This window comes from Cyclobacterium sp. SOCE241, assembly GCF_056867545.1.
In genome coordinates, this window is record NZ_CP149779.1 from 1,760,756 (window position 1) to 1,778,114 (window position 17,359).

Consider the following 17,359-nt stretch of genomic DNA (forward strand, 5'->3'; position numbering starts at 1 on the left):
TGGTTTATCTGTTTATCCAACCAGGGTTTTGCTCCATAACCACATCTTTATTTCTATCAATCACACTTTGTGGTATTGGCCACAAGTTATAATCAAAGTTCAGTGTCAAAGGTGTAATTTCGTGCATCGCATATTTTCTTATGCGATCCACCGCCACAGTACCACCCATGCGTAATAAGGTATTCCACCTGCACTCTTCGCCAAATAGCTCTCTGGCTCTTTCATCAAGAATAAAATCAATATCAACCTCACCAGCAGAAATCAACACATCACACTGGGCCCTAGACCTAATGCTATTGATGTCATTGGCTGCGCTTTGGTTATCCCCTTTTCTATGATAGGCCTCTGCACGTAGCAATATGGTTTCTGCCAGACGTATTGCATAATCATCCCTAAATAAATTACTTCTATTTTCACCTTGATCCAATCCAACAAATTGATCCGTAGTAAGCTTAAAAATTATAGGATAAACCCAACCACGCCCGGCATTTGTTTCATCAATTACATCTTGAGGAACTACTGTACCAAACAATTCTGGAAAATTAGGGTCATTGTATATAATTGTCCGAATGATATTGTGTTCAGCTCCTCTTTGGTCATTGGCTGAAATCGGATCCTCCCAAATCAAATCCCCGGCATAGGGAGTTTGTTTATAAAAAGCAACACCTCTACCTCCTGCATCTTCTGCCACCCCATCAAATCCAAGAATGGCCCTGTAAACCGGCATATAGTACCTTGGGTAATTTAAAACCGATTGCCTATCTTCTGTCAAATAGGCATCAAAATCTACCTGAAAAGTCCAAATACTTTCCATATTTCCATCATTATAATTGATGTTGTTTATCCGGAACAAATCCCAATAAACATCTTTCCCCGGTTCATTCATTCGTTCACCGAAGCGTTCTGTCATTAAGGCATAGGTTCCTCCATCTATCACATCAGAAGCATGTTTTATTGCCTGATCATAAGCTGATGCATCAGTGGATGCTATCCCTAACCCAAGGTAAAACTCAGCAAGGTAATGCTGAGCTGCTCCTTTTACAATCCTACCATCCTGAACAGTAGTTTCAGGCAGGTCAACTAATATAGCTTCTAACTCATCTATTGCAAACTGATAAGTGGCTTCCCTTGTTGCCCTTTGGTAATCATACTTTGGTTCTGTGGCGATTTCAGTCACAAGAGGTAATCACATACTTCTGCTGGGGATCAAACAAAGGCACACGAGAAAACTCATGGAGCATACATGAGCATAAACCCTTAAAAAGCTTGGTGCAATTGGTATAAGCTCTCTTTTCGTCTGACTCAAAGGTAATTTCATCTAAATTTGCAGCATAAATTGCCGTATTGGCTGTAGCAATCAACTGATAATAGAAAGTATAGGTATTCCTGAACTCTCCCCTTTCCGGATTGATTCTGCTGTAATCACCAAAGGTTGTCGAAAGCCTAAATTCCGGGGCATCCATAACATCTGTGCTAAAACCCTTAGCCTGATAATTGGTGGTCCTAAAGTTTCTTACCCTGGAATACATGGTTATCAAAAGCTGATCTACTTGAGATTCCGAAGAGAATATATTCTCAAACGTATAAAAGGTTTTTGGTTCCTCAAGTAAGAATTCCTCATCGTTACACCCTATTGTTAAAAACAATAGCGCGAAAAATTGAATTTTATATTTGAATATTTTCATGATATCTGTCTTTATTTTTTAAAACCCTACTTGCAAACCCATTGAATAGGTTGTAGGCACAGGGTAGGCATTGTCTCCCGGCCTAATACCAGATTCTGCATCACCACCTCCGTACCAGTCTGTGAAGGAGTATAAGTTGTAAATACTGCCGTAGACTTTTACTGAAGATACACTAATGCCGCTAAGTATACCTTTAGGAAGCTCATAAGACAAATTAATGTCCTGAATCCTTAAAAAGCCTCTTGACATTAGACCTAAATACCGGTTTCCATTGAAATCAGGTCTTAAATAATATTCGCTTTGATTTTCCGGTGTCCACCAATCATGATCAATTTCATTGGTATCAAATCTATTATTGAAAGAATTATGTCTGGGATTTTCTCTTTGATAGTAATTGTCTTTACCTCCACCAAAAATACCGGAAAGCATAACGTAAAAGCTAAAGTTCTTGTATTTAAAGGTATTGGATGAACTCAATCTAAAATTCTCTTGCCTATACCCAAGGATTTGGCGATCATAATCTGCAGTAATAATCCCATCGGGAACTCCTTCCGGCCCACTTAGGTCTTTAAATTTAGCATCCCCGGGTACAGCTCCTGTGTTTTCGATATACTCTGTATCAGCCTCCTGAACAACTCCATCATATACATAGCCATAAATACCATTCAGTGGTTTGCCTATAAACAGTCCGTTGGACAAATCATCATCTTCTACACCATCACCGTCATTATCGTCTCCATAGAGCTCAACTAGTTTATTCCTGTTTTTCCAAAACATTAAACCGGAAGTCCAGGTGAAATTTTTATTTGAGATATTAGTAGTACGAAGACTTATTTCAATTCCTCTATTGTCAACTTGACCAAGACTCGATATAATAGAGCTGAAGCCTGTCATGATGGGAATTTGGCGGACAAATATTTGATCTGTAGTACTAGAAAAATAGAAATCAAGATCGAAGAGCACATTTCCATTCAACCAAGCAGACTGGAACCCACCATTAAAAGCTGTGGTTGTTTCCCAACCTAAATTTGGATTGCCCAGCCCACTTTGAGAAATTCCATATAAAATTGTGGAAGGAGCATCTCCAAACTCATAGCGTATTCCACCGCCACTTCCACTAGCAAAAGGTGCCAATGTTCCATACGGAGAAACACCTTGGTTCCCATTCTGACCATAGGATGCTTTCACTTTTAGATAATCTAGGTATTGGTCCCCCTTAAGGAATTCCTCTTCAGAAATTGTCCATGAAACTCCAATAGATGGGAAATTACCCCATTTCTTTTCAGCTCCAAAAACTGATGATCCATCTCTTCGAACAGTTGCGGTTAAATTATACCTGTCTCTATAACTATAGCCAATCCTACCAACATAGCCTATATTCGCTCTTTCTACTATCGTCAAATTATTTCTTTGAACAGTAGCTTTATGAATACCATTCACTCCCAACAAGGTATTGCCATTATCAGAAAAATCATTCCCTCTTGCTTCCACAGTTTTGGTGTATGAAAAATCCCTTGTGGCCACTAAGGTGGCATCCAAGTAATGTTCCCCGAGTTGTTTGTTATAATTGATGATATTATCCATTACATAGGTATGGTAATTTGTACGGCGATTATACCCATTTGCCTGCGCCAAAGTCTTGGCGACCTCTGTAGGGGAATACCTCTGTATAAATGGCTCAACTAGTTGCTCTTGAATATAATAATTCTCATGATAGAACCTGTCTTGCACATTATTATTGGCATTGATAGAGTAATTAAACCTATAAGTAAGGCCTTCAATTTTGGGCACTTTTACCAAGGCGTAGGTGGCAAGACGATAAAAATTCCGCTTATCAATATCATCCACTCCTTCTGATAAATCCCATAGAGGACTTGGTATAGAAGATCCTGTAGGATATCTTTCTAACAAAGTACCTGTATTCGACTCCGGGTTTTCAGGCATGGCATCCCATCTGTAGGGATAACTCATTGGAGCCATTTGGTAGGCTCTGGCTACATTGGCCCCAATACCGGAATAGTCATTGTTATTGTAAGCACCGTCAATCCCAACTTTTAACCAGCTTGTTACATCAGCATCCAATTTGGATCGGATTGAAATCCGCTGATAATCGTCTCCTACTATGGCTCCTTCATTGGTGTTGTATCCACCAGAAAAATAATAATTGATTTTATCGGACTTCCCGGATACAGACACTTGATGGTTTTGAATGGCACCATTTCTTGAAATAAGATCCATCCAATCGGTATCCACTCCTTGAGCAAAAAGCCTGGTTCTGGTTACATCATCAAATACGATTTCAGATGGCGATTCTATGGAAGGTGTTTGGGCAACATATTTCTCTGTCCACCTTTCCAAATTCATCATTTCAAATTGATTTTGCCAGCGATTTATCCCAAAGGAGCCATCATATTTTATAATCGGCTTATTGGATTTTCCGCTTTTGGTCGTAATTACAATTACTCCATTAGCAGACCTGGATCCATATACAGCAGCTGCTGAAGCATCTTTTAAAACATCAATAACAGCAATATCATCAGGATTTATATCTGTTAAACTTCCCAGATAAATAATACCATCCAATACAATTAAAGGTGAATTTGAGCCATTAATGGAATTTTGCCCCTAACTAAGATTCCGGGAGTGGATCCCGGAGAAGTTTGTGGCGCAACATTTACACCGGCCACTGTGCCTTGCAAGGATTGTAAAGCATTACTGGAGGCCGACAAAGCCAATTCAGAATCTTCCAGTTTAACCGTACCCACTGCACCACTAATGTCTTTCCTTCTGGCAGTACCATAACCGACAACCACTACTTCTTCTAAAGATGCAATATCTGCCGTCAGCACCAAGTCAATCACCGACCTGTTCCCTACTTCTACTTCTTGGGGAGCATAACCCAAATAGCTAAAAATCAGTATAGAGTTTTCATCTGGAACTTGAATTGTATACTTACCATCAAGATCTGAAACTGCTCCGATAGCGGTCCCTTTAACAATGACATTGACTCCGGGAATTGTTTCCCCGTCTTCACCTGTAACTGTACCTGATATAACTTTTTCCTCCTGGGCCAAAATGTTGTTACCCGAAATTTCATTGGTTGTCAAAATTATGTAACGATCCCTTACCGCATGCTCCACATTGGTTCCGGAAAACATTTTATCCAACACCACATCAATTGATTCATTTTTTGCATCGATGGATATCTTTCTTTTACATCCACGATTTTTTCACTGAACATAAAGTAGTACTCACTTTGTGCTTCTATGTCATGAAGCACCTCCCTAATTTCATAATTATTAAAAGCCAAATTTAGCTTTTCGGTCTGGGAATAGGTTTTTTCGGCAAGAACGGTTATCACAGAAAAGACCAGCAAAAACATGGTTAATTTCATGACCCTAAATGCCCTATTTATGCCGGGCTTATCCTTTTCTTTATTATTTTGGTTATTGTTTTTCATACTCTTAAAGTATTAGGATTTAAAATTACCTTGGGTAATTTTAAATGGTTTATCATTAATTAATTTTATGCTAGCATGCTAGCTTATTAGTAATAGGTCTTCATCATAGGCATCTGTTTTTTTCATTTATAGCTAGTTTTATAATTATATTTCATCGCTTTTCAATGCTTATTTTTTGTTTGGAAAAGCTGCCGTCAGCTGCTTTTTTTCTGGGGTAAATGGTATAACGAATAGCAGTAACCTCCTTCATAAGATCTAGAATAACTTCCAATGGGTCGTCCTCAAGTGTTACTGTATAGGTTAAGTCTTTAATCTCCTCAGAAATATCAAAGACTACATTAAACTTCCTACCGAGCTTATCTGCAATGCTTCCTATAGTGGCATTTTCAAATACCATTTTCCCATCTTTCCAAGCATAATACCGTTCTATATTGCCTTTGGAAGATCTCAATCTACCCGTAGCCTTATCCAACCTTACGTGCTGGCCCGGCACCATCTTCCCAAGAATGAGGTCTTCCTTTTGCTTACTATTTTTTTCAAGGACAACCTTTCCCTCTTTTAGTGTAGCGGAGACAAAATTATCATTGGGGTAAGCAGATACATTGAAGGAAGTTCCCAAAGCTTTAATAGAAAGATTGGAAGTGTGGACTATAAATGGGTTTTCCGGGTCGTGGGCGACATTAAAAAACCCTTCTCCTTTCAGACTAACTGTTCTTTTATCCCCTGTAAAAATTCTGGGATATTTTAGGCTACTCCCATAATTTAAATGAACCTCAGTTCCGTCTGACAATTGAACAAAAACTCGAGCTCCTATCGGTGCAATTATCTCTATTTCGTCGGGTTTTACTTTAAAATAATTCTGTTCCTGATAAAAATCCTTAATCAATAATACACCAAGAGTTCCAATAAGTGGAAGCAATAAAGTAGCAGCCATTTTTCTGTACCATCCCTTGATTTTATTTATTTTATTATCCTTGGTCTCTTGAGGTAGGTTTTTAAGATTTATTTCATGATGAACCTTATCCAGAATCGCCTGAAAATCAACTGAAGGTTCCAAACTATCCTCTACAGCTAAATTTTGCCAACTTTCTCGTAACCAACCTTTAATCTTCTCCTTATCTTTGCCCGAAATTATCCACTTAGAGATAACTTCATACTCCTCTTCAGTACACTTATTGTCTATGTAATTATTAAATATCTTTCTATCCATTCAACCGAAGCTAATACCAAAGTGAAGTAAGTAACCTATTCTATTTTAAGAACAAAATAAAATTTAATTTTACATCCGCTCATAATAGTAATACGCATGACTGAATTTCAGGGACTAGAGAGAACAAAAAATACTTTATAACCTTTTATTTTAAAGTCATATATTTGAGTAGAACTGAGAAAAAATAATATTGTCCAAGTTACCATGACTGGCAATATACCTACTTGTCTTTATCGTGGAATGGGCAGAGTAAACTAATCTTTTTAATTTACAGGGGCTAAAGAAAAAGCAAATAAAAAAATATTAAGGGTTAAATCATTGTTTAATTTAGCTCTCAGAAATTTTAAAACAGATACCAAATGGTTTTTTACTGTATTACATGAAATCCCTAATTTTTGCGCAATTTCTGCGTGATTGAATCCATTCTCCCTGCTTAATCGATAAATTTCCTGTTGCCTCGGCGTTAATTGACTCAATAATTGCTCTACATTGGCCTTAAGTTCTTTGTAATGAATTTCATTAATGATATAATCTGAGCTGCTTATTTCCTGGTCATTCCTCAGAAACTCTTTGGACTTGGAAACGGTCATTCTTTTTCGAAGAAGACTTATGGTAGCATTGTAGGCAATTGTAAAAAGAAAAGAATCAAATGATTGGTAAAGGTCTATTTTTTCTCTTGTCTCCCAAACTTTAATAAACACTTCCTGAACTATTCCCTCTGCATCTTCTTTTTGCTTCAAATACCGAAACACAAATCTGTAGAGTTTTTGACAATACCTATTGTAGATGGCATCGAAAGCTACCATATCACCTTTCTTCAAAAGTGCCAGAAGTTCAGTCTTGTGGGTATAATTATTCAATATTTCGGGTCTATTAAGCTCTTCAAAAATACTCAATCTATAATTAAATCCAACACTTTATCCATTTATCAGGATAAAAAACCTTTTAAACCTGTGTTAAACCTATTTTCAACAACTCACAATTCTCGCTAATAATAAAAAAAGAACTACTTTAGAGATAATACTGTTTGAATAAAGGAATACAAAACCTTATTAATGGCTCCTGAACCAATTCAGAGACCAGGTAATGAAGGATAAAATATTTGACCAAGAAATGAAGCTTAACATTCAAGATACTTTTACAAGTGAATTACCTGAAGACCCTATTATGGGGAAACAACGGCGACAGGTTACAGATGCATGTTTTTCTTATGTAGATCCAAGTCCAACCGCAGCACCTAAACTGATACATGTTTCAAAGGAAATGTTGGATAATCTGGGATTAACAATAGAAGACAGTAAATCCACTGAATTTCTAAAAGTTTTTACAGGCAATTCTGTTCTGGATAAAACCAAACCATATGCCATGAGCTATGGTGGTCATCAGTTTGGAAATTGGGCAGGGCAATTGGGTGATGGAAGAGCTATCAATTTATTTGAAGTAGTGCATAAGGAAAAGAAATGGGTGGTACAGCTTAAAGGTGCGGGAGCGACACCTTATTCGAGAACAGCAGACGGGCTTGCTGTTTTGCGCTCTTCCATTCGCGAATACCTTTGCAGTGAAGCAATGCATCACTTGGGAGTACCTACCACTAGGGCTTTGTCTCTAGCCTTAACCGGTGACAAAGTGATGCGAGATGTGTTGTACAATGGAAATCCCGCCTATGAAAAAGGAGCTATCGTCAGCCGAGTCTCACCAAGTTTTTTACGTTTTGGAAATTATGAACTTTTTGCCTCCCGCCAAGACACCAGCACACTTAAAACCCTTGTAGACTTTACCATAAAACATCATTTCTCGCACTTAGGGACTCCTTCAAAAGAGACTTATATAGCTTTTTTCAATGAGGTGGTGCAAAGTACGTTAGCCCTAATTGTGCATTGGCAAAGGGTGGGTTTTGTTCACGGTGTAATGAATACAGACAACATGTCAATTTTAGGCTTGACTATAGATTATGGTCCTTACGGTTGGCTAGAGGGTTTCGAAGAAGGTTGGACACCCAATACTACAGACCTACACCAAAAGAGATACCGATATGGAAACCAACCCAATATTGGTCTATGGAATTTATATCAATTGGCCAATGCATTGTACCCTTTAATTGAAGAAGTAGCACCTTTGGAAGATGCTCTGGATCAATACAGATCAGGTTTTCCAAAAGCAATGGTTCAAATGATGCGGGAGAAAATTGGTTTAACCACAGAAAAAGGGAAAGACATTGCTTTAATTCAAGAATTGGAAAGGCTATTGCAGGAAGCAGAAACAGATATGACAATATTTTTCAGGTTACTAAGTAAAATAGAGAAAGCCGACACCTCAAATGGTTTAGAACAGGTAATGGAAGCCTTCTACACTCCTTCTGAGTTATCATCGAGCCTGCGAGAAGATTGGCAAGCTTGGTTCCAATTTTATGGAAACCGTTTGCAAGAAGAATCTTTATCTGACATCGAGCGAAAGAAAAACATGAACCTAGTTAACCCGAAATATGTACTTCGGAATTACATGGCTCAATTGGCGATTGATGATGCAGAAAATGGAAATTATGGCCTATTGGAGGAATTGTTTGACCTATTGAAAAACCCTTATTCAGAACAAGCCGATCAGGAAAAATGGTTTGCCAAACGACCTGAATGGGCGAGGCATAAAGTAGGTTGTTCCATGCTTTCCTGCAGTTCATAATTATGTTGTTGGATCGTATATATAAATTACCAATCGGGTATTCGGAGGTAATTTATGAAAATAAAAAATATGGGCTAACAAGAGCCGATTTCAATAGGGGTAACAGCATTAAAATTTATGCCAGAGAATTGGGAGGAAAGAATTTTATTAGCTTAAATTATTATATAACCAATAAGCAAGATTTGTTAAAGCCCTGCGAAATGTCTGACAAAAAAGTAATACACTTTCTAAAAAACCTTATGATTTTAGAATAATTAATTTTGTTATATTTCTCTTCGGCTTCAAGATTATAGATTTACTCCGCTTTTTTTAAAGATCTCCTGTAAGCTTTTCTCGATTGGAAATGATTTTAAAGCAGGGACATTAGCGCCACCGGGATTACCTAAAGGAACTTTTCCCACAAAAGATTTTACTACTCCGAATACCAAACGGGGGATTTGACCGATTATCTCCTTTTTACTTTTAATTCTTATCCCAAACAAAAGCATTTTCCAATGGACAGAGGAGTGAGAATAAGGATACCTTTGGCCTATTATGTGGGCATTTTCCAGATGTTTCCAGGCTTTGCCAAGATGACCGGCTGCAAATTCCATTCTGTAACTTTCAAGTGCTTCATTAAAATAAGGCGCTAAATCTGAAGGCATAGAAGTGTAAAATTTCATATCATACATAGGTGGTTACAAATTTCAAACGGCAATAAAACCTTAATAGTTTTTAATTTTACTTAACATGGCCATATCCTAAGGTAATGCCATTTACTCCATTTAACTCATATCGGTCTACCAATAAAATAAGGTAAACCAAAAAAATAGGAAAGGGTATGATTCCCTTTCCTAATGACAATTATTTGTTCCACCATTTATTCAGTGAAGCAGTAAGTTTTGCCACCACCTCAGGATGTTTCTCCGCCAGGTTATTTTCTTCAAGAGGGTCCTTTAAGATATTGTACAACATTACTTCTTGGGTGTCCTCATTGGCTACTCCCGGTACAATAATTTTCCAAGGACTGGTGATAAGAATTCTACTTTCCAAAGTCTTTTCCGGTACCTCAACACCTTTCATATCATGAGCAAAATCCATGCTGTAGATTTCCTTTCTATTTTTCAAGGCTTTTTTATCCATTATATTAATTCCTTGCATATTAGGATGCGGATCCAGCCCTACAGCCGCCATGGTGGTTACCGCCATATCGATGCTACTTGCCAAATTAGAATGATCCATCTTAGGCTTTATTTTTTTCGCCATTTATAAATAATAGGAGTTCTTATTCCCATGTCTTGAGGAGCCTGCTTGGACCCCTTCACAAATTTATTAGGAGTATCAGGATCTTGAATCCATCCATTGTCAGTAACAAATACCACTAAGGTATTCTCTGAAAGCCCCTTTTCTTCTACCCTATCCAAAAGCTGACCAATGGTGATGTCAAACCATTCACACATTGCCCAATATGAAGCTACAGATTGACTTGGAGCCAATGGCAAGTATTTTTGAAGCAAAGAATCCGGTGGATTATGGGGAGAATGAGGCAAAAATGGTGCATACCATACAAAGAAGGGCTTGTCTTCATCGATTGCTTGATCCATAAAATCAAATATAGGATCCATTCCTTCACGTCCAATTTTTAGGCCTACATCTCCATGTCTTCCACCTCGGCTTGGATCACCGTGGGTCATACCATGTGTAAACCCTCCTTCTTTATAGTTTCCACCCCACCATTTTCCGGCTTGAAATGATAAATATCCTAATTTTTTAAGAATCATTGGGATGGTAGGGTGTTTTTGAAATTCATCTAAATAGTCTTTATAAAGTCGAGACCTGGCGATTTGCCAATCATTGCTGTATCGCTTACCCTCAAAATTAAATTCTGGATCATTCCCGGTGATCCCATGTTGATAAGGATAAAGACCAGTTATTATACTTGCCAATGAAGGACTGCATAGTGGGGCGGTCACATAACCCCGAGTGAAGGTATGGCCTTCCTCAGCCAATTTGTCAATATTCGGTGTTTCAATATGTGGGTGACCAGTAAAACCATAATCATTCCACGCTTGATCATCGGATAAGATATAAATTATATTGGGTTTTTCTTCTTGGGCATAGGATGTCAATATTGTAACTGACATCAAAATGAACATTATAAATGCCCACTTTAAAGGACGAGTCCTACTTGTTTTTTTCATTGTTAATTATTTTGGTTTTTCTAAAATTAATAACCTGAATTCTGTTCCAGCCGGTTGATTAAGATTTGTTCTGCCGGTATAGGAGCCAACAGCTTATAGTTAGCCACATCAAAGGATGCATCAAAAAGGAAAGACTTCATTTCTTTTTCCCTTTGGCCATGTGCAGCCATTACTTCCAAAGCTTTGCCCGTTCTCTTAAGGTCATACCACCTTTGGTTTTCAAAACAGAATTCTACCTGACGTTCTTTCAATATCAAGTCCTGCAAACTCTCTTGATTATATCCCTGTAGCGGTTCGGTTAAACCTGCCCTGTTCCTTACCATTTCTACAAAAGGAATGGCTTCACCAGTTCTACCTTGAGCATTTAAGGCCTCTGCATACATCAATAATACATCGGAATAACGTAACACCGGCATATTGTCCCCACAGCGATCATCAGGAGCTGAAACAGGTGGTTTAAACTTTCCAATATATGACAATTCTCTTATTTCTCCATCCCAATCCGGCCCCGTCCAGGTATTAATTGATACTGCTTTCCTATTATCTCCTTCTTCAAACGCCATGATAAGGTCGCGGGTGGGGATATTCCAACCTGCAGATACCATACTTATATTAGGTCTATTGGTGATTTCACCTTCAGAGCTCCAAGGAGCAAACATAAAGATAAACCTATTGGATAGCTCTCTGTTATTCTCTGAATATTGTATTGAAAATAGAGTTTCAGTGAAGTCGGGATTAGACGGATCATATAGATCAGCATAATTTGGAAGTAAGCTATATTGGTTGGCATCTATTACCGCCTTTAAGCTACTTTCTGCGGCACCATAATTTTTTAAAGTGAGCTGCACTTTACCTAATAAAGCTTGAGCTGCATATTTATTCGCTCTGCCATCCTCATCCACAGAAGTAGCATTGGAGAAGTGGTTCACAGCACTTTCAAGGTCATTTATGATTTGTTGATAAACTTGTTCCTCGGTAGCCCGATCAATATTAACTGCTTCTTGTGCAGTAATAGGTGTTATCACCAAAGGTACGCCACCAAACTGCCTTACAAGGTTAAAGTAGTAAAGCCCACGTAAAAACAAGGCTTCGGCTGTGGACCTTTCTTTATAAGCTTGATCGGTCCAGGTGACACCTTCCCTATCGATTTCAGCCAATAATTTATTACATCTGGTAATTCCATTATATGAACCATCCCAAAATTGAGCATATCCTCTATTGTCTGAAGTAATAATAAATTGATCAATAACTCCTCTTACCGCTTCTCCGGTCCTGATATTGTACTGAAAACTCGTATTGTCTGATATCAATTCTGCCAATACCCAATGTAAATCCTTCTCATAATCCCTCATTGGTACATAGCATCCATTGGCAAGAAGTATAAATTCCTCTTGGGTCTGATAGAAGTTGCCCTCATTTAAAGTGGTCTCCGGGAAAATCTCCAGAAAATCCTCTGAACAGGCACTCATTCCCAAAAAGACAAGTATATATAATAGCTTTTTCATGTCTGATTATTTTTTTGTGACGCTGAATTTTAATTAGAATTGCGTTTAAAAAGATAGATTGATGCCTATCGATGTGGTTCTCGACAGTGGATAGGATGTCATGTCAAATCCTGGGACTAAGGTATTGTTCTGGTTGGCTGCTTGCCCTTCAGGATTTGCCCCTTTATAGTTGGTAAACATGGCCAAATTTTGAACGGTCATGTATATCCTCGAACCCTTCACTACCTTCAAACGCTCCATTATTTTACTTGGCAAGGTATAACCTAATGTTAGGTTTGAAATCCTTAGGTAAGATGCATCTTCAACCCAAAGTGTGGAAACCCTATGCCCCCAACTTGGCCTCACTTGTGGTATGCCGGAATGAATTCCATCCCCGGATTTTCAGTACTTCTCCAACGGTTTACCCAATCTTCATCCACATTAAAAAAACCTTGAAGGTTATCTGTCGTTTGGCGCAATCCATTCATTACCTGACCTCCACTCTGCCCATTAATAATCAAACCTAGGTCAATATTTTTATAAGCAAAATTGTTCGTTAAACCGAAAATAAAATCCGGATGGGGATTACCGATAATGGTATAATCCAACACATCATTGATCAAACCATCTCCGTTAACATCTCGGTATTTAACATTCCCTTCATAGACTTGTGGTGTTTTAACGATGTCAGGATTCTCCATATCTTCCGGTGTATACACACCTTCCAATACAAATCCATAAAACTGCCCAATAGGCTTACCCACTACAGACACATGTGTAGGGTTTCCATCATTATTACCTGCCAATATTCGTACTGTATTGTCATTCAAAGAAATAACCTTGTTTCTATTGAAGGCAATATTTGCATTGATGTCCCAGTTAAATGCCCCTACAAAAGGGGATCCACCCAAGGCAATTTCCAGCCCCATATTTCTTACATTTCCTTGATTAATTGTTTGAGAATTAAAGCCTGTTATGGTAGGAATAACATCATTGAGAAGCATATTATTACTTTCTCTTCTGTACAAGTCTACCAATAGACTTAACCTACTGTCTAAAAATTGAAAGTCAAGTCCTAGGTCAAACTGATTGGATTCTTCCCAGGTTAGGAAAGGATTAGACAAGCCTACAGAGGAAGCTGTCACCTGATTGTTGCCAAAAACATAAGAGCCTGCGCTTATCGAGGCAAGATGGGCATAATTACCTATATTATTGTTCCCACTTTTACCATAACTTGCTCGAATCTTAAATTCATCCATCCAATTGATATTCTGAAAAAAGTCTTCTTCAGAAACCCTCCAAGCTGCCGCAAGGGAAGGGAACATGGCAAATCGATTTTCATCTCCAAAGCGTGATGATCCATCTGACCTAAAAGTAGCTGTCAATAAATATTTGTCTCTAAACGCATAATTGACCCTTCCCAAATAGGATATCATGCTCCAATCATTGATGGCTTCCCCCAATTGGTAATACTTTGTGCAGCATTGATCGTAGTAATTAAGTCGTTTGGAAAAGGACTTGCTCCCAAAGAAATAGTATTGGAGGTAAACTTTTGGGTAGTATACCCCACCAGGGCATTAATTCTGTGATCACCTTTATTTAAGTCATAATTCAATGTATTCTCAATCAGCCAATCAAAGCTATTGCTTCGAGAATTGCTTGACGCACCGGTACCGGCTGTTGGAGGCCTATTTGAAGCGCCTATTGTACTAGGAATGTATTGTTCGTATTTTGATACTTCAAAAATTGTATTAAGTGACGACCTGAACCTTAAATTTGGCAATATCTCAAGTTCAGCAAATGCCAAACCAAGGTTTTGAAAAGTGTTTTGCTGCATTTTGATCTCCTGCAAAGCAAACAAAGGATTTACAAAGCTCCAAGCAGAATGAAACCGACTCTGAGGGGCGACGATATAAGGTTTCAAATTTCCATTTGCGTCATAAGGGGTAGAAATTGGATTTGCCCAAATACTCACTCCCAAAATATCATTCCTATTTAGATTAGTACTGGCCCGATCCTGTTTGATAAAGGTCGGTTGAATAGTAGCACCAATCTTGAGCTTATTGGTCACATTACTTTCAATTCCTAAATTACTGCTAAACCTTTCTATACCGGTATGTTTTAGCACACCCTCCTGCTTGAAATATCCCAAGCTAAAGTTTATTTTAGAATCTTTGGTACCCTTCTGCATACTGAAGTTATGGTCTTGAATTTTCGCAGTTTGCAAGACTAAGTCATACCAATCTGTTCCCCGGCCCGACAAAGCTTCCAAATCTCTATATTCTTCCGGGTAATCGGACAAGGTGGGTTCTCTGCCTTCTGTTTGCCTAACCCCTATATCTATTCTGTCTCTCTGAAATTCCGCAAATTCCCGTTGATCCAATAACTGAGGCCGTCCTTTTTGGGGAACTTGCTGAACCCCTACCATAGAAGAGAAGTTTATATTGGTCTGTTCAAATTCTCCCTTTTAGTGGTGATCATAATCACTCCATTGGCACCTCTTGAACCATAGATGGCTGTTGATGAGGCATCTTTTAAAATGGTAATGGACTCAATATTATTAGGATCGATAAACATCAATGGATTGAGGGTTTGGTTCATCCCTGAAGAGTAAGGCATCCCATCTATAACATACAGTGGCTCATTACCTGCTCCAAGAGAACCACTTCCTCGAATTTTAACTGAGGTTCCTGCGCCAGGAGCACCGGAAACTTGCTGGATTTGAACCCCGGCTACCTGGCCTACCATTTTTTGGTCCAAGGATGACACAGGTAAATTTTTAATCGCTTCTTGATTAACAGATGACACAGCACCGGTTACATCTTCTTTCTTTTGGGTACCATATCCCACCACTACCACTTCTTCAAGTGCCGCTTGATCTCCAATTAAGGTGATTTCGTATACCGTTTGGTTACCAACAGTGATGGATTGACTCTTGTAACCGATAAAGGAAACCTTGATTACGTTTCCTTGCCCTACATCAAGAATAAATTTACCGTCAATATCTGTAACAGTCCCATTGGTTGTTCCTTCTATGATTACTGTGGCGCCGGGTATAGGATTCCCCTCTTCATCAACTACAGTACCTTCTATAGGAATGTATGCATCCACAGCATCATTTACTGCCGCAGGTTGATGTGAAAGTTCTACCACCATATTTTCCGGAGAAAGTCCAGGCTTTACATAGATGGTATTGTTTACCCTTTTGAATTCAAATGCCGTAAGCTGTGCAAGGTGTTGTAGTACTTCCTTTAGATTACTTTCCTGAAAGGAAAAGGTAAACTGGTTTTCTATACTACCCACCTTCTGATTATAAGTAAAGTTAAATAGGGTTTTTTCTTGGATTATACCCAATACCTCTTCAAAGGTTTTGGACTGAACGCTTATGCTTAACCCTACATCTTCCAAATTTTGACTCTTTGAAGGGGTAGCCATAATAAATTGCATTGCAATCACCTGAACAAGGAAGGCATACAGAAGCCTCTTTGATGCCATGATCAATAGTTTTAGTAAATTAATTTCCATAATTTTAAATGCTTAAAATTCTTTTCGGGTTAGTTAATTGATGAGTGTTTTAAGTATGATCCAGGACTGTTCCAGCAGTTTCTGGATCATTTTTTTCTTTTATTCCATAGTTATTATTTACATTTATTCATGTTTATTATTATCGTTTTGGTTTCAATATCCGTTTGATAACTAAAATCTAAAATATGTCGAAATCCCAATAGTATTGTCTCTATTCGCTCTCCGGAATAGGCACCTGTGATCGCACAGTCAATATCCCCATCCGGCATTATTAATTCAATATTTACACCATAGGCCCGTTCCAAAATCGAAAAGACCGAAGCAATAGATTCTTCCTCAAACTCTAATTTTCGTGTATGCCACCCTATATAATAATCGGGGTTGACTTCCTTTACCTGAATTTCTGATGCCCTCAATAAAGCTTGCTGCCCTTGATCTAATACCACGTCTTTATTGGAAATTTTATCCTGTACCTTCACCCTACCACTTGCGACAGTTACCTCAGTATTTTTATGGGTATTTATATTGAATGATGTCCCTAATACTGTAATCTCAGAAGAATCCATCACCACTTTAAATGGTTTATTGGTATTGGGCGTTACCTTAAAAAATGCTTCTCCTGTTAAATACACCACTCGATTATCATCCGCAAAATCTTTAGGGTACTCAAGCTTGCTGTTTTCATTGAGTCTAACAGTGCTTCCATCTACCAAAGTCACCATGGACCGCATACCTTCTCCTGTGTTTTTCACCAAAAGAATAGGTTGCTCAACTTTGTCCATTGTGTGATAAATGAGCAAACCAAGCATAGAAAAGAGTAAAAATATTGCCGCTACTTTTCTTAAAACAGGAATTAATTGTCTTACAGACCTTTCGTTTTGGCTTTCCTTTTTTAAATTTTCCCAAACCCTCGTTTTAGATTTTTCCAAATCTATTGGATTAGGATCCTTTCCCAGCTTTGCCAAATCATCCAAAAACGAATCAAATGCTTTCCTTTCCTTGGTCGAAGGTTTAGCTTTCCTATACTTATTTGCCCAGTTAAATAATTGCCTAATTTGCATAAAATACCAAAGGGTTATACAGTAGAGTACCTCAAACCCAAAAGATCAGCTAGTGTGGTGGTAAAAAAATCTATTTTT

At 38.2% G+C, this 17,359-nt stretch carries 17 protein-coding genes; 1 reads left to right on the forward strand and 16 read right to left on the reverse strand.

Annotation, left to right across the window (positions count from 1 at the left end):
* Positions 1-4: 4 nt before the first annotated feature.
* The 7 genes from WG932_RS08610 to WG932_RS08640 form a co-directional block, all read right to left on the reverse strand.
* On the reverse strand, positions 5-1,177 hold the full coding sequence (locus tag WG932_RS08610) for a RagB/SusD family nutrient uptake outer membrane protein (protein WP_483087651.1): 1,173 nt from the start codon (positions 1,175-1,177) through the stop codon (positions 5-7).
* Positions 1,170-1,685 carry a hypothetical protein gene (locus tag WG932_RS08615; RefSeq protein WP_483087652.1) on the reverse strand — a complete coding sequence of 172 codons (516 nt, stop codon included), beginning with the start codon at positions 1,683-1,685 and terminating at the stop codon, positions 1,170-1,172. Before WG932_RS08615 ends, WG932_RS08610 begins: the two co-directional genes overlap by 8 nt.
* 18 nt (positions 1,686-1,703) lie before the next feature.
* Complete coding sequence (locus WG932_RS08620) at positions 1,704-4,268, reverse strand: SusC/RagA family TonB-linked outer membrane protein (RefSeq protein ID WP_483087653.1); 2,565 nt, start codon at positions 4,266-4,268, stop codon at positions 1,704-1,706.
* A gap of 5 nt (positions 4,269-4,273) precedes the next feature.
* Positions 4,274-4,858, reverse strand: a complete 585-nt coding sequence (locus WG932_RS08625) for a carboxypeptidase-like regulatory domain-containing protein (protein ID WP_483087654.1) — start codon at positions 4,856-4,858, stop codon at positions 4,274-4,276.
* Positions 4,810-5,145, reverse strand: a complete 336-nt coding sequence (locus tag WG932_RS08630) for a hypothetical protein (RefSeq protein ID WP_483087655.1) — start codon at positions 5,143-5,145, stop codon at positions 4,810-4,812. The genes WG932_RS08625 and WG932_RS08630 overlap by 49 nt, the downstream gene beginning before the upstream one ends.
* A 151-nt stretch (positions 5,146-5,296) precedes the next feature.
* Positions 5,297-6,355: a FecR family protein gene (locus WG932_RS08635; RefSeq protein ID WP_483087656.1), complete on the reverse strand. Its 1,059-nt coding sequence runs from the start codon at positions 6,353-6,355 to the stop codon at positions 5,297-5,299.
* 263 nt (positions 6,356-6,618) lie between these two features.
* Complete coding sequence (locus WG932_RS08640) at positions 6,619-7,215, reverse strand: RNA polymerase sigma factor (RefSeq protein WP_483087657.1); 597 nt, start codon at positions 7,213-7,215, stop codon at positions 6,619-6,621.
* A 226-nt stretch (positions 7,216-7,441) separates the two neighbouring features.
* On the opposite strand from WG932_RS08640, the gene WG932_RS08645 reads away from it, so the two are divergent.
* On the forward strand, positions 7,442-9,031 hold the full coding sequence (locus WG932_RS08645; RefSeq protein WP_483087658.1) for a protein adenylyltransferase SelO: 1,590 nt from the start codon (positions 7,442-7,444) through the stop codon (positions 9,029-9,031).
* Positions 9,032-9,318: 287 nt separating this feature from the next.
* Here the strand turns inward: WG932_RS08645 and WG932_RS08650 are convergent, their stop codons facing one another.
* From WG932_RS08650 to WG932_RS08690, 9 genes are all read right to left on the reverse strand, one after another.
* Positions 9,319-9,693, reverse strand: a complete 375-nt coding sequence (locus tag WG932_RS08650; RefSeq protein ID WP_483088605.1) for a DUF3703 domain-containing protein — start codon at positions 9,691-9,693, stop codon at positions 9,319-9,321.
* Positions 9,694-9,874: 181 nt separating this feature from the next.
* Entirely contained in the window at positions 9,875-10,252 is a 378-nt protein-coding gene (locus tag WG932_RS08655) for a hypothetical protein (protein ID WP_483087659.1), read from the reverse strand.
* Positions 10,253-10,260: 8 nt separating this feature from the next.
* Positions 10,261-11,211 carry a sulfatase-like hydrolase/transferase gene (locus WG932_RS08660; protein ID WP_483087660.1) on the reverse strand — a complete coding sequence of 317 codons (951 nt, stop codon included), beginning with the start codon at positions 11,209-11,211 and terminating at the stop codon, positions 10,261-10,263.
* A 26-nt stretch (positions 11,212-11,237) separates the two neighbouring features.
* Complete coding sequence (locus WG932_RS08665) at positions 11,238-12,716, reverse strand: RagB/SusD family nutrient uptake outer membrane protein (RefSeq protein WP_483087661.1); 1,479 nt, start codon at positions 12,714-12,716, stop codon at positions 11,238-11,240.
* A gap of 45 nt (positions 12,717-12,761) precedes the next feature.
* Positions 12,762-13,061, reverse strand: a complete 300-nt coding sequence (locus WG932_RS08670; RefSeq protein WP_483087662.1) for a hypothetical protein — start codon at positions 13,059-13,061, stop codon at positions 12,762-12,764.
* Positions 13,058-14,158, reverse strand: coding sequence for a TonB-dependent receptor domain-containing protein (locus tag WG932_RS08675; protein ID WP_483087663.1), 1,101 nt, complete (start codon positions 14,156-14,158; stop codon positions 13,058-13,060). The genes WG932_RS08670 and WG932_RS08675 overlap by 4 nt, the downstream gene beginning before the upstream one ends.
* Complete coding sequence (locus WG932_RS08680; RefSeq protein WP_483087664.1) at positions 14,128-15,123, reverse strand: hypothetical protein; 996 nt, start codon at positions 15,121-15,123, stop codon at positions 14,128-14,130. Before WG932_RS08680 ends, WG932_RS08675 begins: the two co-directional genes overlap by 31 nt.
* 11 nt (positions 15,124-15,134) lie before the next feature.
* The gene (locus WG932_RS08685; RefSeq protein WP_483087665.1) at positions 15,135-16,220 is read right to left on the reverse strand and encodes a TonB-dependent receptor plug domain-containing protein; all 1,086 of its coding nucleotides are present in this window, start codon (positions 16,218-16,220) and stop codon (positions 15,135-15,137) included.
* A gap of 113 nt (positions 16,221-16,333) precedes the next feature.
* On the reverse strand, positions 16,334-17,281 hold the full coding sequence (locus WG932_RS08690) for a FecR family protein (RefSeq protein ID WP_483087666.1): 948 nt from the start codon (positions 17,279-17,281) through the stop codon (positions 16,334-16,336).
* Between the last annotated feature and the right edge of the window lie 78 nt (positions 17,282-17,359).